Here is a 25,163-nt window from a genome sequence, read left to right on the forward strand (position 1 = left end):
CATACGCACGATCACGAGGAAGGACGTCTCCCATGACCCATCTTCATAACCCCGGTTGGTCCGAAAACATCGAACCTCAGGGCGCCACGTCTCCGTTCAAGCGCTTCGCCGCGCTGCCGGAGGCACAGGGACTCTACTCCCCGGACAAGGAGAAGGACGCCTGCGGCCTGGCTATCATTGCCACGCTTCGCGGCGAACCGGGATACGACATCGTGGAAGCGGCGCTGACCGCCCTCCGCAACCTGGAACACCGCGGCGCAGTTGGCGCCGACGAGGGCACTGGGGACGGCGCAGGCCTCCTGATGCAGATTCCGGATGAGTTCTTCCGCGCAGTCACTGAATTTGAACTGCCGGCTCCCGGACAGTACGTGGCAGGCACCGCCTTCCTCCCCGCCGAGCCGCGTGAGGCTGCCACGGCCAAGGCAGGAATCGAGGCACTCGCCGCGGATGAGGGCCTGACGGTCCTTGGCTGGCGCGAAGTTCCCGTGGTTGCGGACCTCGTGGGCGCGATGGCCCGTGCGTGCATGCCGTACTTCTCCCAGCCGTTCCTTGCCTCCGCCACCGGTGAGCAGTTGGAGCGCAACGAACTCGATTCCCGCGCCTGGCGCATCCGCAAGCGCGCGCAGAACAAGTTCGGCGTCTACTTCCCCTCCCTGTCCTCCCGCACCATCGTGTACAAGGGCATGCTGACCACGGCCCAGCTGGAGCCGTTCTACCCGGACCTTTCGGACAAGCGCTTCAAGACAAAGCTTGCGATCGTCCACTCGCGTTTCTCCACCAACACGTTCCCCTCCTGGCCGTTGGCCCAGCCTTTCCGCACGATCGCGCACAACGGTGAAATCAACACGGTCAAAGGCAACCGCAACTGGATGCGCGCACGCCAATCCCAGCTTGCGAGCCCGCTGCTGGGAGACACCCCGGAAGAGCTGTACCCGATCTGCACCCCCGGTGCTTCCGACTCGGCGTCCTTCGATGAAGTTGCCGAGCTCCTGTGGCTCTCCGGCCGCCCCATCACGCACTCCATCATGATGATGATCCCGGAGGCCTGGGAAAACCATGCCACCATGGATCCGGCACGCCGTGCGTTCTATGAGTACCACTCGCTGCTCATGGAACCGTGGGATGGTCCTGCCGCCGTGTCCTTCACCGACGGCAACCTCGTAGGTGCCACCCTGGACCGCAACGGCCTGCGCCCCGGACGCTACTGGATCACCGAAGACGGCTTGATCGTCTTCGCGTCCGAAGTTGGCGTGATCGAAGTCGAGCCGTCCAACGTGGTCAAAAAGGGTCGTGTGGCCCCCGGCAAGATGTTCCTGGTGGACACCGAGGCCGGGCGCATCATCGACGACGCCGAGGTCAAGGCCGAGGTCGCAGCGGCCAACCCGTGGGCCGAATGGCTCAAGGACAACCTGATCGACATCAACGAGCTTCCCGAGCGTGAGCACGTGGTCCACACCGCTGCCTCGGTGAACATCCGGCAGCGGACCTTCGGCTACACCACGGAGGAACTGAAGATCCTGATCGGACCGATGGCCCGTACCGGTGCAGAACCGCTGGGTGCCATGGGCTCGGATACTCCGGTCGCCGTGCTCTCCAAGCGTCCCCGCCTGCTGTTCGACTACTTCGTGCAGTCGTTTGCGCAGGTCACCAACCCGCCGTTGGATGCCATCCGCGAGGAACTGGTCACGTCACTGAAGTGCGCCATCGGGCCCAACGGCAACCTCCTTGACGGCAAGCAGGTCCGCCAGCCGCAGATCTCGTTGCCTTTCCCTGTGATCAACAACGACCAGCTCGCCAAGATCGCCAACATCGAGAACGCCGACGGCGACCGCATCGCCATGAAGGTGCGCGGCCTTTACCGCCCCGAGGGCGGCGAAGCAGCACTGCGTGCCCGCCTCACGGAAATCTGTGAGCAGGTTTCCGGCGCCATCAACCGTGGCGTGCAGTACATCGTGCTGTCCGACCGCGACTCCAACGCCCAGTGGGCACCCATTCCGTCGCTCCTGCTGGTCAGCGCCGTCCATCACCACCTGCTCCGCAGCGCCAACCGCACCAAGACCGCGCTGGTGGTCGAGGCCGGCGATGTCCGCGAGACGCACCACGTGGCCGTACTCATCGGTTATGGCGCCTCGGCCGTGAACCCGTACCTTGCCATGGAATCGGTGGAACAGCTGATCGCAGAGGGTGACGTCGCAGGTGTCACCCCTGAAGACGGTGTCTACAACCTCATCAAGGGCCTGGGCAAGGGCGTCCTGAAGATCATGTCCAAGATGGGCATCTCCACGGTGGCTTCCTACACGGGTGCCCAGACGTTCGAGGCACTGGGCCTTTCCCAGGAACTCGTTGACGAATTCTTCTCGGGCACGCATTCCCAGCTGGGTGGCGTGGGCCTGGACGTTATCGCCGCCGAAGTTTCCGCCCGCCACCAGATGGCGTACCCGGAAGGTGGCATCGAGCACCCGCACCGCCCGCTGCTTGGCGGCGGCGAGTACCAGTGGCGCCGCGACGGCGAACCGCACCTCTTCAACCCGGAGACGGTGTTCCGCCTGCAGCACGCCACCCGGGAACGCCGCTACGACATCTTCAAGTCCTACACCAAGGGCGTTGACGACCAATCCCAGAACCTGATGACCCTTCGTGGTTTGCTCAAGTTCAAGGACGGCATCCGCCCGGCAGTTCCGCTGGAGGAAGTCGAGCCGGTATCCAGCATCGTCAAGCGTTTCTCCACGGGTGCCATGAGTTACGGCTCCATTTCCAAGGAAGCCCACGAAACCCTCGCCATCGCCATGAACCGCCTGGGCGCCAAGTCCAACACCGGCGAAGGCGGCGAAGACGTGGAGCGTCTCCTTGACCCCGAGCGCCGGTCCGCCATCAAGCAGATCGCATCCGGCCGCTTTGGTGTCACCAGCCTGTACCTGACCAACGCCGACGACATCCAGATCAAGATGGCACAGGGCGCCAAGCCCGGTGAAGGCGGCCAGCTCATGGCCCAGAAGGTCTACCCCTGGGTAGCCCGCACCCGCCACTCAACCCCTGGCGTCGGGCTCATTTCCCCGCCCCCGCACCACGACATCTACTCGATCGAGGACCTGGCGCAGCTCATCTACGATGCCAAGCGCGCCAACCCTTCGGCCCGGGTACATGTGAAGCTCGTTTCGGAAGTCGGGATCGGCACGGTGGCGTCCGGCGTCACCAAGGCGAAGGCCGACGTCGTGCTTGTCTCAGGTCACGACGGCGGTACCGGCGCCTCGCCGCTGAACTCGCTGAAGCACGCGGGTGTGCCCTGGGAGCTTGGCCTGGCCGAGACCCAGCAGACCCTGATGCTCAACGGCCTCCGCGACCGTGTTGTGGTTCAGGTGGACGGCCAGCTCAAGACTGGACGCGATGTTGTCATCGCTGCCCTGCTGGGTGGCGAGGAATACGGCTTCGCCACTGCTCCGCTTGTGGTTGAAGGCTGCATCATGATGCGCGTGTGCCACTTGGACACCTGCCCGGTGGGCGTTGCCACGCAGAACCCGGAGCTTCGTGCCCGGTTCACCGGCAAGCCCGAGTTCGTGGTCAACTTCTTCGAATTCCTTGCCGAGGAAGTCCGCGAAATCCTGGCCGAGCTCGGTTTCCGCAGCCTTGAAGAGGCAATCGGACACTCAGAGGTGCTGGATACCCGTGAGGCTATCGATCACTGGAAGGCAGAAGGACTGGACCTCGATCCGATCCTCCACGGCCTTGAGTTCGACGACGACGTTCCGCTGCGCAACATGGTGGGCCAGAACCATGAGCTGGACAAGCACTTCGACCAGCGCCTGATCACCATGGCCCAGGAAGCCCTCAGCGACCGCATGCCGGTCAAGATCACCCTGGACGTCATCAACACCGACCGTTCCGTGGGCACGATGCTGGGCCATGTGGTGACCAAGACGTTCGGCACGGATGTACTGGCAACCGACACGATCGATGTCACCCTCAACGGCACCGCCGGCCAGTCCCTGGGCGCCTTCCTGCCCGCAGGCATCACCCTGCGCATGTTCGGCGACTCCAACGACTACGTCGGCAAGGGTCTCTCAGGTGGACGCATCATCGTCCGCCCGGACCGCACCAACGTCTTCCAGGCGGAGCGTAACGTCATTGCCGGCAACGTGATTGGCTACGGTGCCACCAGCGGTGAAATGTTCCTTCGCGGGCAGGTCGGCGAACGCTTCCTGGTCCGCAACTCCGGTGCCACGGCCGTCGTCGAAGGTATCGGCGACCACGGTTGCGAGTACATGACCGGTGGCCAGACGCTGATCATCGGCCGCACCGGCCGCAACTTCGGTGCCGGCATGTCCGGTGGAACCGCCTACGTGCTTGACCTGCAGCCTGAGCGCGTCAACAAGCAGGCCCTCGACTCCGGCGAACTCCAGCTCCTGGAACTGGATGCCGAAGACCGCGACATCGTTCACGGCCTGCTCACCAAGCACGTGGAGGAAACAGAATCCGTCCTGGCCGGCCGTCTGCTCGAAAACTTCGACGACACTGCCGCCCGCATCACCAAAGTACTGCCGCGCGACTACGCCGCAGTCCTGCAAACCCGTCTCGACGCCATCGAAGAGGGACTCGACCCCGATGGCGAAGAAGTATGGTCTCGAATCCTGGAGGTAACCGGTGGCTGATCCACGCGGATTTCTGAAAGTCCGGCAGCGCGAGACGCAGCCACGCCGTCCTGTCCCGGTCCGCATCATGGACTGGAAGGAAGTGTACGAAGCCCAGGAGAAGGGTGTCCTGAGGAGCCAGGCGGGCCGCTGCATGGACTGCGGCATCCCGTTCTGCCACCAGGGCTGCCCGCTGGGCAACCTCATTCCCGAGTGGAACGACCTCATGTGGCGGGACAAGGGTGAAGAGGCCATTGAGCGCCTCCACGCCACCAACAACTTCCCGGAGTGGACCGGCCGCCTGTGCCCGGCTCCCTGTGAAGCGTCCTGTGTTCTGGGCATCAACCAGCCTGCTGTGACCATCAAGCAGGTTGAGGTTTCCATCATTGACGAAGCGTTCGACAACAACTGGGTCCAGCCTCTGCCCCCGACCCGCCTGACAGGCAAGACGGTGGCCGTGGTTGGTTCCGGTCCCGCCGGCCTTGCTGCTGCCCAGCAGTTGACCCGCGTTGGCCATACGGTTGCCGTGTACGAGCGCGACGATAAAATCGGCGGACTGCTCCGCTACGGCATCCCCGACTTCAAAATGGAGAAGGAACAGGTCGACCGCCGCCTGGAGCAGATGAAGGCTGAAGGCACGCGCTTCCGCACCGGCGTCGCAGTGGGTACCGACGTCACGTGGGAGCAACTGCGCCGCCGTTACGACGCCGTCGTAGTGGCCACCGGTGCTACGCTGCCGCGCGACCTGCCCATCCCTGGCCGCGACCTGGACGGCGTCCACTTCGCCATGGACTACCTGGTTCCGTCGAACCGTGTGGTGGCAGGGGAGAGCCCCGAAAACCACATCGATGCCCGTGGCAAGCACGTGGTCATCCTCGGCGGCGGCGACACCGGTGCGGACTGCATCGGTACCGCGCACCGCCAGCAGGCCGCATCCGTGACCACTTTGGCGATCGGCAAGCAGCCTCCGCTGGAGCGCGCCGCACACCAGCCGTGGCCGACGTTCCCCACCCTTTTCGAGGTCGCCAGCGCCCACGAAGAAGGCGGAGAGCGCACCTACCTGGCATCCACCGTTGAGTTCGTCGGCGAGAACGGCAAGCTCACCGGCGTCAAGGTGGCTGAAACGGAATTCGTGGACGGCAGGCGCCTGCCGAAGGCCGGAACCGAGCGGGTCATCCCTGCGGATCTCGTCTTCCTCAGCCTGGGCTTCACCGGAGCCGAGCCGGCCGGGATCACGGAACAAGTAAGTGCAGAGTTTGACGGTCGGGGCAACGTGGCCCGCGACGGCTACTACATGACGAACACAGAGGGTGTGTTCGTCGCCGGTGACGCCGGTCGTGGCCAGTCCCTGATTGTGTGGGCCATCGCGGAAGGCCGCGCCTGCGCGGCCGCGGTGGACAAGTTCCTCATGGGAAGCACAATCCTCCCGGCACCGGTCGCCCCCACAGACCGGGCAATCGCGGTCTTATAGCGCGGGCAGGACCTTTTCTTTACTCAAACACCAGCACACTACTTAGGGTAGGTATATGAGACGCGCGAAAATTGTGGCAACGTTCGGCCCGGCTATTTCCAGCTTCGACAACACCCTCGCGGTGCTGGAAGCCGGCGTCGATGTTGCGCGCATGAACATGAGTCACGGTGACTACTCCGTGCATGACAACACCTACGAAAACGTCCGCAAGGCTTCCGCCCAGCTTCGCAAGCCCGTGGCCATCATGGCCGACCTCCAGGGACCCAAGATCCGCTTGGGCCGCTTTGTGGATGGTCCGCACGAGCTTGCCGTTGGTGACACGTTTACCATCACCACCGAGGACGTTCCGGGTACCAAGGACATCTGCTCCACCACACTGAAGAGCCTCACCGAGGACGTCCGTGTTGGCGACACACTCCTGATCGACGACGGCAAGGTGGCCATGCGTGCCACTGAGGTTGACGACGTCAAGGTTGTCGCAACGGTTACCGTTGGCGGCAAGGTGTCCAACAACAAGGGCATCAACCTTCCCGGTGTTGCCGTCAACGTCCCCGCCTTGAGCGAAAAGGATGAAGACGACCTCCGTTGGGCCCTCAAGCGCGGTGTTGACCTGGTTGCGCTGTCGTTCGTACGTGACGCCTCCGACATCAAGCGCGTCCACGAAATCATGGACGAAGAAGGCCGCCGGGTTCCGGTGATCGCCAAGATCGAAAAGCCCCAGGCCGTGGACCAGCTCCACGAGATCATTGACGCGTTCGACGCGATCATGGTTGCCCGTGGCGACCTCGGTGTTGAACTGCCGCTCGAAGAGGTGCCGATCGTCCAGAAGCGTGCCATCGAACTGGCCCGCCGTTGGGCCAAGCCGGTCATCGTGGCCACGCAGGTCCTGGAATCCATGATCGACAACCCGCGCCCGACGCGTGCCGAGGCTTCCGACTGCGCCAACGCAGTACTGGACGGTGCCGACGCGGTCATGCTTTCCGGTGAAACGTCGGTGGGTCAGTACCCGATCGAGACGGTCAAGACCATGGCACGGATCATCGAATCCACCGAGGAACACGGCCTGGAGCGCGTCCCCCCGCTGGGGACCAAGCCCAAGACCCGCGGTGGCGCCATCACGCGTGCCGCCGTCGAGATCGCCGACCAGCTGGACGCCAAGTACATCTGTACGTTCACGCAGTCCGGTGACTCTGCCCGGCGCCTGTCCCGCCTCCGTCCGGTGAAGCCCGTCTTCGCTTTCACGCCGGTGGAACACGTCTGGAACCAGCTAGCCCTCACGTGGGGCATCCGTCCCGTACTGGTCTCCATGGTGGGCCACACCGACGAGATGACCGCACAGGTTGACCGCAGCCTGCTGGACATGAAGCTCGTTGATGAAGGTGACCTCGTGGTCATCGCTGCCGGTTCCCCTCCCGGACAGGCGGGTTCGACGAACTCGCTCAAGGTCCACAAGGTGGGCGACCTCGCCGACACCTCCAAGGTCAGCAGCACCCGCAAGGAAAAGGTTGGCCCCTGGCCCGAGAAGAAGAAGTCCAAGAACAAGAACTGATTCCTGTTCACTGAAGCGGGCCCTGCCGGTTGGCGGGGCCCGCTTCGGCGTTAAAGCACGACGGCGGATGGTGCCGGCGGAGATGACGGCGAGGACCGGCGTCGTGGTTGTTGTGGGGACGCCAAAGGGCGGCAGTTCTCCTGGGGGAGGACTGCCGCCCTTTGGCTGCTGCTAGTTGACCTGGTTGATGATGGTCTCTGCGACCTCGCGCATGCTGAGGCGGCGGTCCATGGAGGTCTTCTGGATCCAGCGGAAAGCCTCGGGTTCGGTGAGGCCCATCTTGGTGGTCAGGAGGCTCTTGGCACGCTCCACCAGCTTGCGGGTGGCGAACTGCTCCTGCAGGTCCGAGACCTCGTTCTCGAGGGCCTTGATTTCCTCGTGGCGGGACAGTGCGATCTCGATCGCCGGCACGAGGTCGGCCGGGGTGAAGGGCTTGACGACGTACGCCATGGCGCCGGCGTCGCGGGCACGCTCCACGAGTTCCTTCTGGCTGAAGGCCGTCAGCAGGACAACAGGGGCGATGCGGGCCTTGACGATCTTCTCGGCTGCCGAGATGCCGTCCATGACGGGCATCTTCACGTCCATGAGCACGAGGTCCGGCTTGAGCTCCTCAGCCAGTTCCACTGCCTTCTCGCCGTTGTCGGCCTCGCCGACGACGTCATACCCTTCGCCCTTCAGGATCTCGATAATGTCCAGGCGGATGAGGGTTTCATCCTCGGCAACGACGACGCGTCGGGCCGGCTGGGCTGCGGGGGTGGACTCCGTCTGTTCGGTCACGGGATCTCCTTGAAAAGGTTCGGCGGGTTCATGTCCATCTTAGTGCGGACGCCTCCTGCGCAGGTTTTGTTGCACCCGGCGCGCCCGGTTCTTCGAATCAGCCTATCTGCATGTAGAGTAGTTTCGCGTGCTGGGAACGGATCGCGTTGGTCACAGAAATGTAGCCCCTGATCTCCCGGTAATCCGCGCCCGAGTGGCGGAATTGGCAGACGCGCCGCACTCAAAATGCGGTATCGAAAGGTGTGTGGGTTCGAGTCCCACCTCGGGCACGATGTTGTCGCAGGTCAGGGGCTTTTCAGCCCCTGACTGCTGACAAAACCTCAAAATCTGTTGTTACCGAACTAGCATTTTTTTGTGGCTAGTATCCGGAAACGCGTCAAAAAGGACGGCTCTTCGTCCTTCATGGTGGTCTGGCGCGACTCCAAGGTCCGGAAGCAACAGGGCATCACCGTCGAGTCCGAGTCCGAGGCCGAAACTCTGAAACGGTTGCTTGATGCGATTGGCCAATCCTTCGAAATCGCGCAGCAAGCACTCCTGGATAACAGGGCGGTAATTCCGACTGTCGGCGAAGTGATCCAAGAGCACAACGACCTGCTGGTCCGACCGTCGAGAGGGACCGTGAAGACGTACCAGACCATGTTGGACCTTCATGTGCAGAAGGTCATCGGCCACGTGCCTGTCGACAAGCTGGACTACCGGATGATTGCGTACTGGGTGAAGTCGATGATGGCCAAGGGACAGTAGCCCAAGACGATCAAGAATGTGCGCGGCCTCAATTCAGCTTCGATGAACACGGCAGAGATGCTGGGCTATGTCACCCGTAATCCGTGTCGGGGCCGTGCAGTTGCCGACCATCGGGAACTTCACCTGTCGAATCTGACTGGGACTCTGCAGTTGAAGAGTGCAAAGAGATACCCATACTTTTTGGGGGCAGACCCAGGGTTGGTCGCAATAATGCCGATCGCCATAGATGAACTGCGCGCTTTGCTCCGCTCCGCGGGGAAGTTGACCGCTTAACGGCGCGCAGCTTTGTCCTTGGCCCTTGATGGCAATTAGCAGAGATCTCATTCTGGATCAAAATTGCGGCGATGACGGTCAGACCCCGTGTCCTTCCGCCCACAGCGAGCACGTCCGCGGCCGCGAAGGATGCAGGCCACGTGGACATCAGCGCGGCCAAGGCAGCTTTGGCTGTGACCATTCTTCGTTGGAGGGCGTCGAAGTCCAGCTAGTCGTTGTTCCCGGTGACGGGCTCGCCGTCGACGATGCAGCTTTCAGGCAACTGGTGCGCATTGGCGGTCATCAGATCTGGAAAGGTCATCGTGAGGTTCCTTGCCAAAGAGTCACAGTTTCATCGGCGACCATCAGCCAGCGGTCGCCATCAAACTTCTGGGCATACCAGCTGCCGCCCGGGAGAGCGTTCGCCCGGCAGCGCGGGCACGGCTGTGGCCAGCACCACGTCAAGTCGCGGACGCAGTGAAGGCGATGGGTGCCGCTCGTGGCTGGTCATGCGATCAGGATGGGGCGTCTGGTATGTGCAGCTAATGGGGGCGGGCGTGGGCGTGGATGGCGGGCTTTTGGGTAATATAAAGAAACTTTTGGGGCATCCCGTCACGAAATCAGTCCTTGCACCACTTATGCGAATTTGCCGGGAAATGCACAAGTTGAAGTATTTTCCAGCCAATTAGAAAAATGTGATTCGTATGGCTTGATCTTTCCATTCACCTGCATTTACGGTTCCTTCAGGCATTGGGGATGTCGCGTAACGCCTCGAGGGACGGGCGCTGGAGGGACTCTTTGGTGATCTAACGATGGATGCCGGCGCAGAATTCGGGCTGTGTTGGGACATGCGAGAAATATTAACGAGGGTGATTCATCATGAATATTCGTCGAAGCATTGCAGGTAGTGTATTGGCACTTGGTCTTTCAGTAGCCGGAGGTGGGGCTGCGCTAGCTTCCACCTTCTATCCGGCCGAAGGAGGAGTTTGGAATTACGGCGTCACCAGCGGCGTGCATCTGTATTCAGACTACTTCCAGCAAAACCTGTGCCATAGTTCGTCGACCCAGAACGATTGGGGCTATTCGTCATCGCCGAACGCCCTTGCAGGTACGTGGTCAAACAACTCCCAGCCGACGACGATTTTCCAGAACAATCGCGCCTACTACGGTATCAACGGCTGCTGAAGAGGGGTTGGTGCTGCAGCGCAGGCAGGTGCGTTGCAGCACCGGCCGTAGGGTGCAATGATGTTGAAGATTTTGGTCCGGTTTGCGGCTGCGGCGATCGCGGCGCTGATTGCGCTGATCGCTGGTGTCTATACAGCTGCAGCGGATCTTGATGGACTGCCGGATTCTGATTTTGTTGCTTCAGTTCGTTACGACGGAAGCCCGCTGTCCAGAGATCAAATAGTTACCAAGCTGGACTCCTACGCCGATGCAACTGGAGTAGGCATCGTACGTGTGGCAAGTGCGCCAGATGATTTCCTCAACAAGCGCGTCGCTTTTTCCTTCGGGTCAGAGAAGATCCAGAACACCAACATTGACTGGTTCTCACCAACGATGAGTGGTTCGATGAGCAAATCCAGCGATCTCGGCATCACGTCACTTAATGGCGTCTACGGTCTTTCCGCAAGCCCTATACAGGCTGCGTCATTCCGGACTTGGATGAGCAACGAATTGAAAGCCGATGTTGTACTTACCGAGAAGACATCTGTTGGGTTGCTGGCCTACGCGCTGCTCACTGTCGGGGCATGGGTCCCGATGTCTGCGGCCATTTTGTTGTTGGGGGCGACGATATTGTCGTGGTACGTGCTGCGAGCCCGAGGTCGGGAGCTGCGCATCATGGCTGGCATGCGGTTATCGCATGTTGTATTCGCAGACCTACGTTCGTTGTTTGGGGCGTTGGCACTGCCGGCTTTAGGCGCCTATTTGATTGCTGTGGTCGTGGTGTTGGCGGCAGGCTTTGGGCGGCTCGCGTACTTCATCTCCACCTTGGCGCTGTTTACGGGTGTTCTGGCGGCGTTCACAGCGATTGTGGCTCTGCTCCTGGGACTGCTCACTCTTCCCGCTGTCCGTGACATCGCGGCGCGTCGGCCGTCTGAGAGGGGTTCATGGGCTTTCAGCGAGTTGCTGAAAGTAGTGGCCGTGATGATCGTGGCTGCGATTTTGCCCACTGTATCCGGCATTGTGACAAATGCATCAGCAGCCAGTTCGCTAGGAGCGACATGGGGATCCATGGGGGATGGCGTGACCCTCCGCATCGCGAACCGTCCAAGCGAAGCCGAAGAGGTAGCGTTCGCAGGATTGACAAGGGACATGGTAGGCAACGGTGCCGCCCTGTTTTCGATGTCCCTGAGTTCCAATACAGTCAATCTTGTCGATGAGGCTGCCCTCGGGGATTTGAAGACTATGGGATACGACAGTCTTATCCTCACCGATCTTCGGTACCTTGACACCGTCAATGGGGCCAGAGGTGCATCGTGGGGTCCCGTCACCGCTGTGCAATCACTCGAAGACCTGCCGGAATCCGTCAAGGGCAAATTGGCCCCAACTCTGAGGCTCTGGACTCTGAACCGCCAGGGACCGGACGTTCAAATCTACGAAAACACCAGCGACGTGGACATTGTGGTGTCAGGAAGCATGGCAGGGACGCTCGCGGTAGGTAAGCACCCGCTTATTCTGGCGGTTAGAGACGTGGCCCAGTTCGACAACTTTTTCCTGGCGTCGGCGGTGAGCCGTGGCAATGTGGTGTTCACGGATCCTGAACGAGTTTCTCAGCTCGTGAAGGAACGGCACATGACGGCAGCCATCCTCTCGATTGATCGAATAGCCGACTTGGGCCTTTACGATGCGCAATCCAAGCAAAGGAACGCCCAATTGGGAGCATCGGCGGTAGCCTCGGCCGCGCTGGCGCTCGTGATGTGTGTGGCAGTAACTGCCTGGATCTTCGCACTCCTACGGCGGCGCCGTTGGTTCGTCCAACGCGTGGCCGGGAACTCGTGGAGCTCCATACTCCTGCCAAGGCTTCTATGGGAGTCGATCGCAGCGACGTTGTTCGGAGTTGTCATGGCCTTGTCATTCGACATGCAGGATCCCTCCAGCATGTGGATTTCCGCGTTTGCGCCGCTGGCCTACTTCGCTGTTGCCTGGTCCATGCATCAGTGGGCGGCTACGACTACTTTCCGTACGACGCTCGCACGAAGGGGATAGAACAGATGCAATTGCTGGCTGACAGTGTTTCTGTGGTCATTGATGGGAAGTCCGTTTTGAACTCGGTTTCTGTGGAAGCCAAACCAGGGCGCATGCTTGTTCTTGCCGGCAGCAGCGGCAGTGGCAAGACAACGCTGTTGAACGTTCTCGGGCTATTGAGCCGGGCCGAGAGTGGTCGCGTGGTCGTCGGCGACCAAGAGACCAAGAAATGGAATGATTCCAAACGGCGCCGGTTCTGGAGAAATCACGTTGCCTTCGTTTTCCAGGATTATGGGCTCATTGAAGAAGCCAGTGTCGGCTACAACGTGACAGTTGGGCGCCGGGGTGTATTCGGGTTACCTCAGTCCGACCGTGAACGACTGGAACATGTCCTCAAGCATGTTCTCTTGTCCGGTCGTGGCAAGGAGCAAACGGCGCGGTTGAGCGGGGGCGAGAAGCAACGTGTTGGACTGGCGCGGGCAATGTTTCGCGCGGCTGATATCGTCCTTGCCGATGAACCGACAGCGTCGTTGGATCGCAGAAATCGTGAGCTTGTGATCAATTTCCTCAAGGAAGAGGCCCGGCGCGGTGCCACGGTAGTTGTAGCCACACACGATGAAGATCTGATGGCTGCCGGTGATGACCTTCTGCGGCTGGGCGAACCGGAATCGGGGTCAGCGAAGCCGGACTGACCGGAGACTTTGGAAAGCTGGCTTTGCCAGCATCTGGGCCTTTGACGCGGAAGAGCAAGACGTGGCTGAAGGAAGGTCGTCCGCCGCTGTCGTTGGCAATCTTCATCAGGTCCGGTCAGCAGCCGATGCGTTGCGGGCACATTTTCTGCATTGTCGTTCCCACAACTTGTCGTGTCGTTCGCAGTCGTGGCGCTTTCAGTCCTGAGGCGAATGGCTCCATCTGTTCAGACGAGTCTGGACAAGCCGAGCTCTCTCGCGGTCACGGCATCGACGAGCTCAGCACCGATATAGGCATTTCCGTCGAGCTGTAACGTCACTCGTTTGTGCCCCAGTAATCAGGCGCAAGCCGACGGCTCCGCGTTAGCCAGACACCTCCAGGTCAGGGCATCTCAAGGTGGATACTTTCGGCGGTGTTTTTGTTGGTGTTCCAGTCTGCCATGATGCCGGCTCCGAGCGTGTGGTCGGTGAGGCGTGCGAATCGGTCGCCGAGGTCGGTGTCGAGGGCGAGTTGGAGGTGTTGGTGGGCTTTGGATCCTCTGCCTTCCCACCAGTTGATGTAGCTGATAGTGGTGAGGATGGGTGCCGCGTGTTCCGGGCTGGTCCTGGTGTACACGTGAAGGAGCAAGTCCTTGGCCCATTCGATGCGTGACCAGTTCGGTGTTGAGTCCGTTTGGGCGAAGAGGATTTGCTCGAGGTAGGCGGTGACGATGCGGGCGAAGTGGATCTCCTGGCCTGGTTGTTTGGGGAGGTCGATGCGTAGCGTGGCGCCGACTTTGCTTTTGTCGAGGGTGATGCAGACGAGGCTTTCTGGTGGCCAGAACCCGAGGGTGTGGCCGATGAAGCTGAGCAGGTCGGCGGGGTCTTTGTGGTGAGCGTATTCATGACCGACTTCGTCTGACGATCTAGGTGTGCTCATTCATGGGCGGACATGCGTCCGGGACCATGATGCGTGGCGCGGATATTTGAGCTGCAGGGCCGCTTCATCCCGGCGTCGAAAATCGCAACCGTTGCATGAGACCGAACGACAGGCGCACCCGGAAGATCCTGGCGCGCTGGTGGGAAGCATGTGTCAAGCTGCGAAGCGGCATGATCCCCGTTGCGCGTTCCAGGCACCTGCCTTAGAACTACGGGCCGCAATGCCTAGCTTGCTGGTTCAGATTCGTTATCACTCATAAGATGGCTGCGGCACATCGGACGGTTTATGGGAGTCGGGCCCCGCGGCATTCACAATGCCCTAATGGATATTGACAGAGTCGACACTTCTTTGCCATATCAACCCTGAACCATAGATCCGTAATGATGTTGAGGTGGAGTTGAGATGTTTTGTCTTGTCCATAAGCAGCTTGAACATGCCAGTGAATGGCAGGGTGAGACCGAGTTCTAGTCGCGTTGAGCCGAGTCCTCAGCCATTGGCAACGATTTAACTACGTCGAGTATCAGAGTGACATAGCGGGTTGCTTCTTTTATGTGGACCGACGCTTTCCGGTGTACAGCCTCGTTGCGTGCTCTGAGCGCATTGGCAAGCTCACCATATTTGGCGCTGTCGATTAGCCGTGCTTCGACGGCACCAACGAGCACTGCATTGGGGTTGGATCGGGGAATCGCGGCAGTCTTGGAACAGCATCGGACGTGCCTTTGATGAGGAGTACGTTTGGAGTTTCACGCTTTAGTGCTGCGAGTGCGGCAAACTGTTGGTCTGCTTCGCTACCGATGTCAACGACCAAGATGGTCGCCCGTTGAGCGCACCTGGGAGAGCTCAAGCGTCTCCTCTCGCGCGTCCTCGGCCGCGCGACGGATGAGGATCCCTGCCGAGCGCCATTCGGCGCAATACTGCTGGGCTGTTTGGGGCAGCTCGAAGCTGTGGGAGCGAAGCTCTTCAAGGTCGTCCTCGATCCGTTCGAAGAGGACCGGAGCAGGGACTCGCCAGACGTCACCGCCGAGTTGCTTTTCGAGGATCGCGATCGCGACCGGAGCGTTACGCGCGCGGAGCATGGCCCAAGCGGGATCCGACGCCTGGAGGCGGCGGGCCTCAAGAGCGGCGCGCAGAATGCTCACCGGTTTATCCTAATGGCTATCACTCCGTCAGGAAGGGATGCATCACTCTCCAGGGTCGTAGGTGCGCCATTTCCGCCCATTATTGAGCTAAACGGCATTCCGTATTCATCAAGCGCCGATCTTGCATGGTCGATGATTCATTCCTCGGCTTCGGGCTCGAGGGTGGTGGCGGCATCGAGGGCGTCGTCGACGACGATGAGGTCGTTGTCCCGGCCTGCGGACAGGGGAATGGAGTGCTCGCCGTATTTGTTGTAGGCGAGGTCGACAGCGTCGCTGGCGTTGGTGATGTTGAGCCGGCGGAGGAGCCGGGCTATGTCGAGGATGTCCTTGTCCCGTTCGGCGGCGATCTTCATGGCCAGAAGTGTTTCAGGGTCTGCTGCTTGGATGGCAAGTCCGTCGAGGTGTTCGAATTTGACCCAGCCGGCGTTCTCCGGGAGGAAAGCCGTAGCGTTGGAGTTGAGCCAGCCGGGCGCGAGGTCGTAATCCGCGGCCATGTCCGCGACGACGGCGTCGACAGCGGTCTTGTCGGCGTAACTGGCGTCGATGTCGGCGGTGGGGCGGTTGTCGATTCCTTGGAGGATGAGGGCTGCGCCGCCGACGAGTTTGATGTCGCCGTGGATGTCGCGCTGTTGCAGGCGGTGGCCGAGTTCTTGGAGGAGGGCGAGGATTTGTGCTGCGTTGATTTCTCCGGCGCTCATGCGGCGGCCAGGCTACGTTCGCGGATGAAGACGTTCATGGCGGCGAGTTCTTCCGGTGTTTCGGACATGGTGAGTTGCTTCATGGGTTCGCGGACGTGCCGGTAGGACTCTGCTGGCATCCATGCCGCGTCGAGGGGTTTGATGCGTTTGGTCCAGGACGGTGCAGTCTGGCCGAGCCGGTGGGCAGTGTAGTTGGTGATGCCGGCGAGGGCGGCGGACCAATGCGGGTCCCTGAGCCGGGGGCTTCGTTGAAGAAGCGGTCTGCCGGCCCTGAGAGAGCCGGTTGCGTAGTCGGCGAGCATCTTGATGGCGAATTCGAAGTCGCGCCTTGCAATCAGTTCGTTGAAGGTTTGGGCATAGTCGCGGCGGGCGGGGTCATGGTCGCTGCCGCGGGGGATGGGGTCGGTGGCTTCCAGTGACAGGCCAAGGGCCGCCATGACGGCGAGTGTTTTGCCGAGTTCGGCGCGTTCATGACCGGCTTCGAGATCTATAAGGAACTTTCGGGACACCCCTGCCTTGTCGGCGAGGGCCTTTTGGGAGAACCCGCGTTCCTGGCGGCGGGTACGGATGATCGCTCCGGCTGAGGCCGGTGAGCTGATGCTGGTCCTGGATGTCATGGTGCACTCCCTTCCCGATCATTGTGTCACCGAGTGGTGACAATTGGATGCCAGCGACCAGCGTTGAAGCCAGTCAGAGTTGCTTCCTGGCCATTCAGGAAGTCGATGGCCGCTCCGACGTTAACGAGGACGACGGCGGGAGGTATCCTCCCGCCGTCGTGAACCGATAGGCTTTCGGCCCCGGACTAAGCCCAGGCGCTCAGCCCGCAAGCTTGGAATGCTCGCCCAAGCGGTGCCATGAACGGTTGTGGTAGACCAAGGCATCGCCGGGTTCGCCGACTTGGACGTCACGCATCACGCGGGACTCCAGGGCGTGAACGGCGATGATCGTGGACGTTCCCACCTCCATGCGATCGACGACGGCGCAGCGCACCCAAGCGCGGACATCGTCATACACCGCTTCGCCGGTTGGGAGAGACGACCAGCGGTGCGTCTGGTCAAAGCGGTCGGCGCCGGGCGTCGCTCCGAACTTCGCCAGGTCGACGTCGTGCGCGTCCAGCAGGTGCACGACGACGGTTTCCGCGCGCGACAGCACCTCGGACGCAGAGGACAATGCCGAGACCGAGAAAATCAGCAACGGAGGTTCCGCACTCACCGAGACCACCGACGATACCGTCAGTGCCACCGGTCCTTCACCGGCATCCGCCGTGATGACGGCGACACCGCCCGGGTGGCCACGGAACAGTGCTTTGAAGTTTTCTGCCGAGAGGGAAGACGGGAAGCTTTGCTGTGGGCCGTTGAGCCACGTGTCAGTGGGGTAGGCGTGAAACATCCTTAGGACACCCTGGGGGAGGAGCCGGCGAGTTCCTCACGGATGATGTTCGTCCCTGCGCTGAGAGCACTCAACTTGGCCAGTGCGACGTCCCGGGGGAACGGTGCCATGCCGCAGTTGGAGCTGGGGATGAGCTTGTCCGCATCGACGAACTGCAGGGCCTTGCGGAGGGTGTCGGCAACCTCTTCCGGGGTCTCGATGGTCTCGCTTGCGACGTCGATGGCCCCAAGCATGACTTTCTTGCCGCGGAGGAGTTCGATGAGGTCCATGGGCACGTGCGAGTTCTGGCATTCCAGCGAGATGATGTCGATGCTGGAGCTCTGCAGCAGCGGGAATGATTCCTCGTACTGGCGCCACTGTGAGCCGAGCGTCGCCTTCCAGTCATTATTCGCCTTGATCCCGTAGCCGTAGCAGATATGCACGGCGGTCTCGGTGCGAAGTCCTTCTGCTGCCCTCTCAAGCGCAGCCACGCCCCAGTCCTTGACCTCATCGAGGAAGACATTGAACGCGGGCTCGTCGAACTGGATGATGTCCACGCCGGCCGCTTCCAGTTCTTTGGCCTCCTCGTTCAGGATCGCGGCGAACTCCCAGGCCAGCTTCTCGCGGCTCTTGTAGTGGTCATCGTAGAGCGTGTCCACCATCGTCATGGGACCCGGAAGAGTCCATTTGATCGGCCGGTCGGTGGTTGCGCGGAGGAACTTTGCGTCTTCGACGAATACCGGTTGCTCGCGGCGAACCGGTCCGACGACGGTCGGCACGCTGGCATCGTAGCGATCGCGGATACGCACGGTCTTGCGCTGTTCAAAGTCGACCCCGCTGAGATGCTCAATGAAGGTCGTGACGAAGTGCTGGCGGGTTTGCTCGCCGTCGCTGACGATGTCGATGCCGCGCCGGGTCTGCTCGTGGATGGCTATGCGCAACGCATCCTGCTTGCCCTCGAGCAGCGTATCTCCCTCCAGCTTCCAAGGGGACCAAAGCGTCTCCGGCTGCGCGAGCCACGATGGTTTCGGCAGGCTTCCGACAACGGTGGTGGGCAAAAGTGTGTTCATGATTGACGATTCTCCGTGGGTCAGTTGACGAGAGCGGGGTATTGGGCGTTCCACTGGTCCAACAGGTCCTTGTGGGGCGTGATGAAGTGCTCCTCCGTGTACTTCGCCTGCGTGACCGCGAGCTGACTACGTTCGGCGCGGTCGTAAGCGATCTGGGTCCGCGAGTAATCCTGCTCTCCAAGGCTCGGCTGGTAGACGGCCGCGGCGGCGGAGTTCGCGTTATAGACCTCCGGGCGGTAGATCTTCTGGAACGTCTCCATGGTGCTGATCGTGCCGATGAGCTGCAGGTTGGAGTAGTCGTTGAGCAGGTCGCCGCGGAAATAGAAGGCGAGCGGCGCAACGCTGCCGCGGGGCATGAAGTAGCGGACCTGCAGCCCCATCTTTGCGAAGTACGCGTCCGTCAGCGAGAACTCGTCCTGCTGGTACTCGACGCCCAGGACCGGGTGATGGTTCCCGGTTCGCCGGTAAGTCTTGCTCGTGGAGACGCTGATGCAGACCACGGGCGGCTGCGGGAAGCGTTCCTGGCCTTCCGGGGAGTTGAGGAAGTGCTGGAACAGTTTGCCGTGAAGATCGCCGAAGTCCTCGGGAACGGTGGGCTTGCCCGAGTCCGCTGCTGCCGCTGGAAGTACTACGCTGAAGTCGAAGTCGCGGACGTAGGAGGAGAAGTTGTTCCCTACGATCCCCTGGTGGCGGACCCCGTTGTGCAGGTCGACGATCTGGATGTCGAGAACCTCGAACAGCGGGAACCGCTGATCCGTGCCTTCCGCAGTGAATTCTATCTGCACGGAGACGATCTCAAGCTCGACGGTGTAGCGGTCCCGGTCAGGGTTGTCCCAGTCTGCGAGATCGTTGAAGCGGCGGCGCATCATGGTCAAGGCGTTGCGGAGATTCTCCTGGCGGTGCTCGCCCCGAGCGAGGTTGGCGAAGTTCGTCGTAATCCGGGAGTCTGCCGACGGGGTGTAGTCCTCGTCGAAGCGGGTCGTGGTGATGCTGAAGGTGAAGTCGTCTGCCATGTGCTGCCAATCTATCGATGATCGGCCGGAGACGGCCTTTCAAAAGGGGATGTATCCATGGTGCAACCCTTCCGGAGGTATCGGGTAACTAGGCGTCACTATGAGTTGATATAGAGTTTTCCTATGGCACAGCTTTCGAGCGGACTGACCCTGCAGCAGCTCCGTTATTTCATAGAAGTTGCAGCGGAGGGATCCATCTCCGCTGCTGCCGATCTTCTCTACGTAGCGCAGCCCACAATGTCCGCAGCGATGAAGGACCTTGAGGCCAGGGTAGGCCGTGCGCTCCTGGTTCGCTCCGCCCGCGGGGTTACCCTCACCGCCGACGGGGTGGAGTTCCTCGGCTATGCGAGGCAGGTCGTCGAGCAGTTCGCCCTCCTCGAGCAGCGCTACCTTGGCAGGCCACCAACGCGACGTCTGCTCGGGGTGTCTACGCAGCACTACTCGTTCGCGGTGGATGCCTTCGTCAGGATGGTCAAGGCCGCGGAGGTAGCCGAATACGAGTTCTCGCTGCGTGAGTCCCGCACCTGGGACATCATCGAGGATGTCCGGACGCTCCGCAGCGAGATAGGCATCCTCTACCGGAACGATTTCAACCGGAAGGTCATCGACAAGCTGCTCCGGGATTCCGGGCTCGCGTTCACACCGCTTTTCCTCGCCGATCCTCACATTTTCATTTCACGGAACAACCCGCTCGCCTCAAAAGAGCGTGCGACCCTCGCCGATCTCGCCGGCTTGCCGCGGCTGACTTTTGATCAAGGTGCGAATAACTCTTTCTACTTCGCCGAGGAAATTCTCTCCACCCTGTCCAGCAAGCAGGAGATCCGGGTCTCTGACCGTGCCACGATCTTCAACCTCATGATCGGGCTCCACGGCTACACGATCTCCACGGGTATTATCAGCGGCCAACTCGACCCGGAGATCGTCGCCATCCCGCTTGACGTTGATGAACGCATCGAGATCGGTTGGATCGGCCACGCCTCGATTCCGCTCACCGACCAAGCCCAGCGCTACCTCCAGGAATTGCGTGCCGTCGTCGCTGAGTTCGGCGTAGCACTGCTCGACTGATTGCAGGCCCAGTGGCGGCCCCCAAACCTTCGGGGTCCGGCCCTGCTCAGCACCGCTCACTGTGGTCGCTGTATCAGCCATTCCTTAATGGTCCGGGCTTCCGGCAGGACCTCGCGTGTTGCCCGCGTACTCATATCGAACTGCCCGGTGTGCAGCCATCGCCACATGGTGGTGAGGTCTTTCCCGACGAACCGTTCAAACAGTTTCTCCGGCATCGGCAGCCCGCGGGGCTTTCGCCCGGTCTGTTCCTGCCATAGGGTGCGGCACTCATCTATTGACCGCACGTCCGATGCCAGTCCCAGCACCGCGCCCCTCGACCGTTCAGGGTCGGCGAACATCCTGGCGGCGATGGCGCCCAAATCGTCAACGCACAGCCAGCCCACGGGCCGGGCAGGGCCCATCAGCTTTGGCATCAGGTGCCAAGTGGAAAACTGTGGGTAAAAACCTCTGTCCGTCATCAGTTCCATGAATGCCATTGGTCGGAGCACGGTGAGTGGCAGTCCCAATCCGCGAAAACGCCGGGCGATGACAAGCTTCGAGTCCCAGGAGCCGACGCCTGTCGGCTGATCGCTGACTCCTGCAGCCCCGTACACCACGTGGCGTATGCCCGCTTCAGCTGCGGCCGCCGCCACGTTGTTGCCTTGCCGGATTTCGCTGTCGATTCCACTGGTCATGGGGTTCTGGACGTTGAAAAGCCCGTGGGCACCTTCGAATGGCGTCCTGAGAGAGGCGGGGTCCTCGGTGTTGGCCTGCTGGACCTCAGCGCCGAGCGCGCGTAGGGCGTGTGCAGCGTCGCTGGATGGGTTTCGGGTCAGGGCGCGGACGTGCCACCCGTCCTTGAGGAGGTGACGGACCACGGCCGAGCCCTGCCGGCCGGTCGCACCCACCACTGCCACCACACCAGGAGTCTCACTGCCCGAGGAATAGGCCATGGCTTAGTATCCCATTCGGGTAGAAAGTTTGACCCGGGACGGAAGGAACAACCCACCCCGTCCGGACGGATTGTCGTGCTCACGCCCGACGGCGACCCCTTGCCGTCGGCCTCCTGTTGTCGCCGGCGGTGCGGCCAGCCTCAGGCCGTGACCTCCACCGCCGGGGCCGTGACCTGCGGCAGCCACCCCAGTTCAGGGGCGATCCTGTTGGCGAAGTCCGTCAGGATTTGCACGTAATCCTCAACAGAGAACTCGTAGGGCAGGTTGATTTGGAGCTCCGTGGCTTCGGCGACCACCGGGTCGGCCAGGAGCGCCTCGACGATCTGCTCGCTGGTGCCCACAAGGTCAGGCGCAAACAGTGTGCGGCGCTCGCCGTGGGGTTGCAGGGTTCGTTCGCACCGGCTCTCGCCATAGGCGCGGTAGCGTAAGCGGGTTTCTACGCTGGCGCCGTCAAGCGGGACCACCACCCGCCCGACGACGACGCGCGGCGCCTGGGTGCCGCGGTAGCCGGCCAGGTAGCGGGATATATTCGCGCCCTGCGCCTCGGCGAACACATCACTGGACTCCCCGGAAACAATGTTTCCCACCAACAGGTTCACCCCCTGCGCGGCGGCCCACTCCGTGGATTTCGCCGAGCCCGAGCCATACCAGATCCTGTTCCGCAACCCGGGGCTGTAGGGCTGAAGCCGGGGTCGCTGGACGTTTCCCGGCGAATGGATGACGGTGTCCACACCGCCCAGGAAAGTGCCTTCGAGGTTCTCCAACAAGCGCTCGATCCGGCGGTGCGAGACGTCGAAAGTGCGCCAGTCGCCGTCGAACACTTTGTCCCCCAGCAGTTCCGCGTGGGGCGGCGTGCCGGCACTCAGGCCGATCTGGAGGCGACCGCCGGACAGGACATCGGCTGTGGAGATGTCCTCAGCCAGCCGGAACGGGCTCTCGTAGCCAATCGGGATGACGCCGGTGCCCAGTTCCAAGCGTGAAGTGCGTTGCGAGGCTGCCGCAAGGAAGACCGTGGCCGAGGAGATGCCGTGTTCCAGGTGCCGCTGACGGACCCAGCCGCCGTTGTACCCGAGCCGCTCACCGAGTTCGAAGAGTTGGAGGGTTTCTTCAAGGCCGCGGCTGGGATCGTTGTCCGGATAGTTTCCGGGCGTAAGGAAGCTGATGGACGTGAGGTTGCTCATGAGGCTGCTTCTTCCAGGTCGGGTCGGGAGAGTTCGGGAACACGGTGGGCGACAGTTTCGGGAAGGCCGAGGTTTTCCCGCAGGGTGCTTCCCGGATACGCGGAGGGGTAGACGCCTCGCTCTTGCAACGCGGGAACCAGCAGATCCACGACGTCGCCCAGCCCGTCGGGGAAGGCATGCGGGGTGACGTTGAGGCCGTCAAGGGCATCCGAGCGGACGTAGTGCGCCAACTGGTCCGCGACCGTGGAGGCCGAGCCAACGAACCCCCGCCGCTCGGACAGGTGATGGACCAACTGCCGGATGCTGAAACTGCGCTCTTCGGCCAGCGCCCGCCATTGCCGTGATTTCACGGTGGGTTCGTGTCCGGTGTGGACAATGCCGTGGGTGTGGCTTTGACGGGAGGCCACGGGGTCGAAGGAGGGCAGGGGACCATCCAGGTCAAGCGCAGAAAGGTCCGTGCCCCACACGCTCTCGATCGCTTGAAGGACGGCGCGGTCGTTGAGGGCGAATTCCTTATAGTAGGCGGCCTTTTCGATGGCTTCGGCGTCGGTTTCGGCGACCACCAGGTTGGCTCCGGGGAAAATCTTGATGTCGTCGCCAGGCCTGCCGTAGGAGCGGGCGCGACGCCGGATATCGGCGGTGAAGGCCACGGCGTCGTCGAATTCGATGTGGTGGGTGAAGATTCCTTCGGCCCGACGTGCGGCGAAGTCCCGGCCCTCGGCGGAATCCCCGGCCTGGAAGTACACCGGCTGGCCTTGCGGGCTTCCCGGAACCTGCGGTGTGGCGTCGATGCTGCTGAACTTTCCTGCCCGCCTGACGTGCCTGGGTTCGGACGACCACGCAGTTGCGTCCCGCGATGACGCGATCGAGCCGGCCGGGAAGCCGTCCCGGAGTTCCTGCACCGCGGCGACGTAATCCTCGGCGTGGGTGTAGCGCTCCGAATTGGGCAGGAAACCGCCACGACGGAAATTCCCGCCGGTCCAGGCGTTGTCCGTGGTGACGATGTTCCAGCCCGCCCGCCCGGCCGTGAGTACGTCCACTGTGGCCAGGCGGCGGGCCAGGTCCACCGGGTCCGAATAGGTGGTGTTGAGTGTGGCAACGAGCCCGATATTGCTGGTCTTCGCTGCCAGGTATGCGTATAACACCAGGGCATCAGGCCGGCCCGTAATGGCGATGTCGTTCAGTTTCCCGAGGTGCTCCCGGAGCCGAAGGCTTTCCCCAAGGAACACGGTGGAGAACAATCCGCGCTCAGCGCTTTGGACCAGTTCGGCGTACTTGTCGAAGTCGTAGTAGTCCTCCAGGCGCCCGGCTTTGCTCCAGTCGTAGTTGGGGCTGAAGGGCTGGAACAGCGCCAAATGGATACGGGCCTTCGGACGGACATAATCGATGCTCATGCTGGCTCCTTGCTGGTGGCGAACGAGTTCACGGCCTCGGGCAGGCCCAGGGATTCACGGAGCGTGCTCCCTGCGGCCAGTGGAACAAAGACCCCGTTGGAGATGAGGCCCGGGACTACCTCGGCGGCGAGCACTTCCAGTTCGATGTCCAGGACGCCGGGCAGCAGCCTGACGCCATCCACGACGCCGGACAGCTCAGTCAGCAGGACGCGTAACCCTCCCGCGTCCCCCACAAAGCGCAATACATCCGGCGCTGCCGGCCACGGGGAAGCCGCGTCCAGCGCGCGGAGACGTTCGTCGGCCAGGAAAGTGCCGGCGGCGAGCACTATCTCGAGGTCAGCCACAACGCGAAGGACGCCCCGCCGTCGTTGTTCCGCCGCTGCAGTGGCGACACCGGCGACAGTGGCGGCACTGACCACTACGACGTCCGGCAGCTCAGCAGCCAACTGCCCGGGACGACCGAACACCACCGGACGGCCTTGCGGCGGCCGGGGGGTGATGGACGGTCCCTTGATGGAGAAAAATTCGCCTGCGAAGTCCGCGTAGTGGAACTTGTCGAGGTCCAGGAAGCGGTTGTTGGCGGTGTCGGCGATAAAGACGCCGTCCTCCCAGATGTCCCATAGCCGACGTGCAGCCGCGACTACCTCCGCGGCCTCGCGCTGGACCGCGTTCCGGTCATGGACCGGTTCCAAACCATAGCCCGCGGCGATCGCTGGCGACTCCAACGCCTCGGCCAGCCAGCCTGAGCGGCCGTGCGCTGCCCAGTCCAGGCTGGCAAGCTGGTTGGCCAGGTGGAAGGGTTCCGCGTGGATCGTGTTGATGGCCGGAACCAGACCCAGCCGGTCCGTCGCGGCAGCTGCGAACGCCGCAACTCCCGTGGTGTCCAGGCGTCCCGAGACGTTGGGGCTGCCGTGCAGTGTGCCTTCACGGAACGTGGCGAACGTGAAACCGGCGGCTTCTGTCTTCGACGCGACGGCGGCGATGCGCTTTGGCGTTAACAGTTCCGTCGGCGGGTGGTTGGCGTGGCGCCAGGCAGCCGGGTGGGCTCCGTCGCCGTCCAATTCAATACCCAGTGCAAACTTGCTCATGGA

General features: G+C 62.0%; 21 protein-coding genes and 1 tRNA gene. 10 read left to right on the forward strand and 12 right to left on the reverse strand.

The features are described 5' to 3' along the window. Positions 1-32 precede the first annotated feature (32 nt). The 3 genes from gltB to pyk are packed head-to-tail and all read left to right on the forward strand — an operon-like array spanning position 33 to position 7,645. A complete protein-coding gene (gltB, locus tag ACUYMZ_RS10225) occupies positions 33-4,646 on the forward strand; it encodes a glutamate synthase large subunit (RefSeq protein WP_481603110.1) in 4,614 nt (1,537 codons plus the stop codon). After that, the gene (locus tag ACUYMZ_RS10230; RefSeq protein ID WP_481603112.1) at positions 4,639-6,096 is read left to right on the forward strand and encodes a glutamate synthase subunit beta; all 1,458 of its coding nucleotides are present in this window, start codon (positions 4,639-4,641) and stop codon (positions 6,094-6,096) included. The genes gltB and ACUYMZ_RS10230 overlap by 8 nt, the downstream gene beginning before the upstream one ends. A gap of 55 nt (positions 6,097-6,151) precedes the next feature. After that, complete coding sequence (gene pyk / locus ACUYMZ_RS10235) at positions 6,152-7,645, forward strand: pyruvate kinase (RefSeq protein ID WP_426007186.1); 1,494 nt, start codon at positions 6,152-6,154, stop codon at positions 7,643-7,645. A gap of 171 nt (positions 7,646-7,816) precedes the next feature. Here the strand turns inward: pyk and ACUYMZ_RS10240 are convergent, their stop codons facing one another. Next, positions 7,817-8,422 (reverse strand): ANTAR domain-containing response regulator, encoded by a 606-nt coding sequence (locus tag ACUYMZ_RS10240; RefSeq protein ID WP_426007187.1) that lies wholly within the window; start codon positions 8,420-8,422, stop codon positions 7,817-7,819. 187 nt (positions 8,423-8,609) lie between these two features. On the opposite strand from ACUYMZ_RS10240, the gene ACUYMZ_RS10245 reads away from it, so the two are divergent. From ACUYMZ_RS10245 to ACUYMZ_RS10270, 6 genes are all read left to right on the forward strand, one after another. Then, positions 8,610-8,691: transfer RNA gene (locus tag ACUYMZ_RS10245), tRNA-Leu, on the forward strand. A gap of 85 nt (positions 8,692-8,776) precedes the next feature. Continuing rightward, the gene (locus ACUYMZ_RS10250; RefSeq protein ID WP_481603114.1) at positions 8,777-9,166 is read left to right on the forward strand and encodes a hypothetical protein; all 390 of its coding nucleotides are present in this window, start codon (positions 8,777-8,779) and stop codon (positions 9,164-9,166) included. 344 nt (positions 9,167-9,510) lie between these two features. After that, entirely contained in the window at positions 9,511-9,651 is a 141-nt protein-coding gene (locus ACUYMZ_RS10255) for a hypothetical protein (protein ID WP_426007384.1), read from the forward strand. Between the two features lie 646 nt (positions 9,652-10,297). Beyond that, positions 10,298-10,603, forward strand: coding sequence for a lactococcin 972 family bacteriocin (locus ACUYMZ_RS10260; RefSeq protein WP_481603116.1), 306 nt, complete (start codon positions 10,298-10,300; stop codon positions 10,601-10,603). A 57-nt stretch (positions 10,604-10,660) separates the two neighbouring features. Continuing rightward, a complete protein-coding gene (locus ACUYMZ_RS10265) occupies positions 10,661-12,625 on the forward strand; it encodes a hypothetical protein (protein ID WP_481603118.1) in 1,965 nt (654 codons plus the stop codon). Then, positions 12,577-13,296 carry an ABC transporter ATP-binding protein gene (locus ACUYMZ_RS10270; RefSeq protein WP_442422773.1) on the forward strand — a complete coding sequence of 240 codons (720 nt, stop codon included), beginning with the start codon at positions 12,577-12,579 and terminating at the stop codon, positions 13,294-13,296. Before ACUYMZ_RS10265 ends, ACUYMZ_RS10270 begins: the two co-directional genes overlap by 49 nt. 379 nt (positions 13,297-13,675) lie before the next feature. On the opposite strand, the gene ACUYMZ_RS10275 is transcribed toward ACUYMZ_RS10270, so the two are convergent. The 7 genes from ACUYMZ_RS10275 to ACUYMZ_RS10305 form a co-directional block, all read right to left on the reverse strand. Continuing rightward, a complete protein-coding gene (locus ACUYMZ_RS10275; RefSeq protein WP_426007390.1) occupies positions 13,676-14,212 on the reverse strand; it encodes a DUF4192 family protein in 537 nt (178 codons plus the stop codon). Positions 14,213-15,009: 797 nt separating this feature from the next. Beyond that, a complete protein-coding gene (locus tag ACUYMZ_RS10280) occupies positions 15,010-15,351 on the reverse strand; it encodes a DUF3375 family protein (RefSeq protein WP_442422768.1) in 342 nt (113 codons plus the stop codon). A gap of 137 nt (positions 15,352-15,488) precedes the next feature. Then, positions 15,489-16,049 (reverse strand): DUF6036 family nucleotidyltransferase, encoded by a 561-nt coding sequence (locus ACUYMZ_RS10285; protein WP_481603121.1) that lies wholly within the window; start codon positions 16,047-16,049, stop codon positions 15,489-15,491. After that, positions 16,046-16,666 (reverse strand): helix-turn-helix domain-containing protein, encoded by a 621-nt coding sequence (locus tag ACUYMZ_RS10290; protein ID WP_442422766.1) that lies wholly within the window; start codon positions 16,664-16,666, stop codon positions 16,046-16,048. The genes ACUYMZ_RS10285 and ACUYMZ_RS10290 overlap by 4 nt, the downstream gene beginning before the upstream one ends. 199 nt (positions 16,667-16,865) lie before the next feature. Beyond that, positions 16,866-17,438 carry a flavin reductase family protein gene (locus ACUYMZ_RS10295; protein WP_481603123.1) on the reverse strand — a complete coding sequence of 191 codons (573 nt, stop codon included), beginning with the start codon at positions 17,436-17,438 and terminating at the stop codon, positions 16,866-16,868. A gap of 2 nt (positions 17,439-17,440) precedes the next feature. Further along, on the reverse strand, positions 17,441-18,487 hold the full coding sequence (locus ACUYMZ_RS10300) for a methionine synthase (protein ID WP_481603126.1): 1,047 nt from the start codon (positions 18,485-18,487) through the stop codon (positions 17,441-17,443). Between the two features lie 20 nt (positions 18,488-18,507). Further along, positions 18,508-19,500 carry a DUF1852 domain-containing protein gene (locus ACUYMZ_RS10305; RefSeq protein WP_426007398.1) on the reverse strand — a complete coding sequence of 331 codons (993 nt, stop codon included), beginning with the start codon at positions 19,498-19,500 and terminating at the stop codon, positions 18,508-18,510. A gap of 123 nt (positions 19,501-19,623) precedes the next feature. Between ACUYMZ_RS10305 and ACUYMZ_RS10310 the strand changes: the two genes are divergently transcribed. Beyond that, positions 19,624-20,565 (forward strand): LysR family transcriptional regulator, encoded by a 942-nt coding sequence (locus ACUYMZ_RS10310; protein ID WP_481603128.1) that lies wholly within the window; start codon positions 19,624-19,626, stop codon positions 20,563-20,565. 56 nt (positions 20,566-20,621) lie between these two features. Here ACUYMZ_RS10310 and ACUYMZ_RS10315 read toward each other — a convergent pair whose 3' ends face one another. The 4 genes from ACUYMZ_RS10315 to ACUYMZ_RS10330 form a co-directional block, all read right to left on the reverse strand. Continuing rightward, on the reverse strand, positions 20,622-21,497 hold the full coding sequence (locus ACUYMZ_RS10315) for an NmrA/HSCARG family protein (RefSeq protein ID WP_481603130.1): 876 nt from the start codon (positions 21,495-21,497) through the stop codon (positions 20,622-20,624). Positions 21,498-21,637: 140 nt separating this feature from the next. Then, positions 21,638-22,678, reverse strand: a complete 1,041-nt coding sequence (locus tag ACUYMZ_RS10320) for an LLM class flavin-dependent oxidoreductase (protein ID WP_481603132.1) — start codon at positions 22,676-22,678, stop codon at positions 21,638-21,640. After that, entirely contained in the window at positions 22,675-24,072 is a 1,398-nt protein-coding gene (locus ACUYMZ_RS10325) for an NtaA/DmoA family FMN-dependent monooxygenase (protein ID WP_481603134.1), read from the reverse strand. Before ACUYMZ_RS10325 ends, ACUYMZ_RS10320 begins: the two co-directional genes overlap by 4 nt. Continuing rightward, complete coding sequence (locus tag ACUYMZ_RS10330) at positions 24,069-25,160, reverse strand: LLM class flavin-dependent oxidoreductase (RefSeq protein ID WP_481603136.1); 1,092 nt, start codon at positions 25,158-25,160, stop codon at positions 24,069-24,071. Before ACUYMZ_RS10330 ends, ACUYMZ_RS10325 begins: the two co-directional genes overlap by 4 nt. Between the last annotated feature and the right edge of the window lie 3 nt (positions 25,161-25,163).

This window comes from Arthrobacter sp. T572 (genome assembly GCF_056780115.1).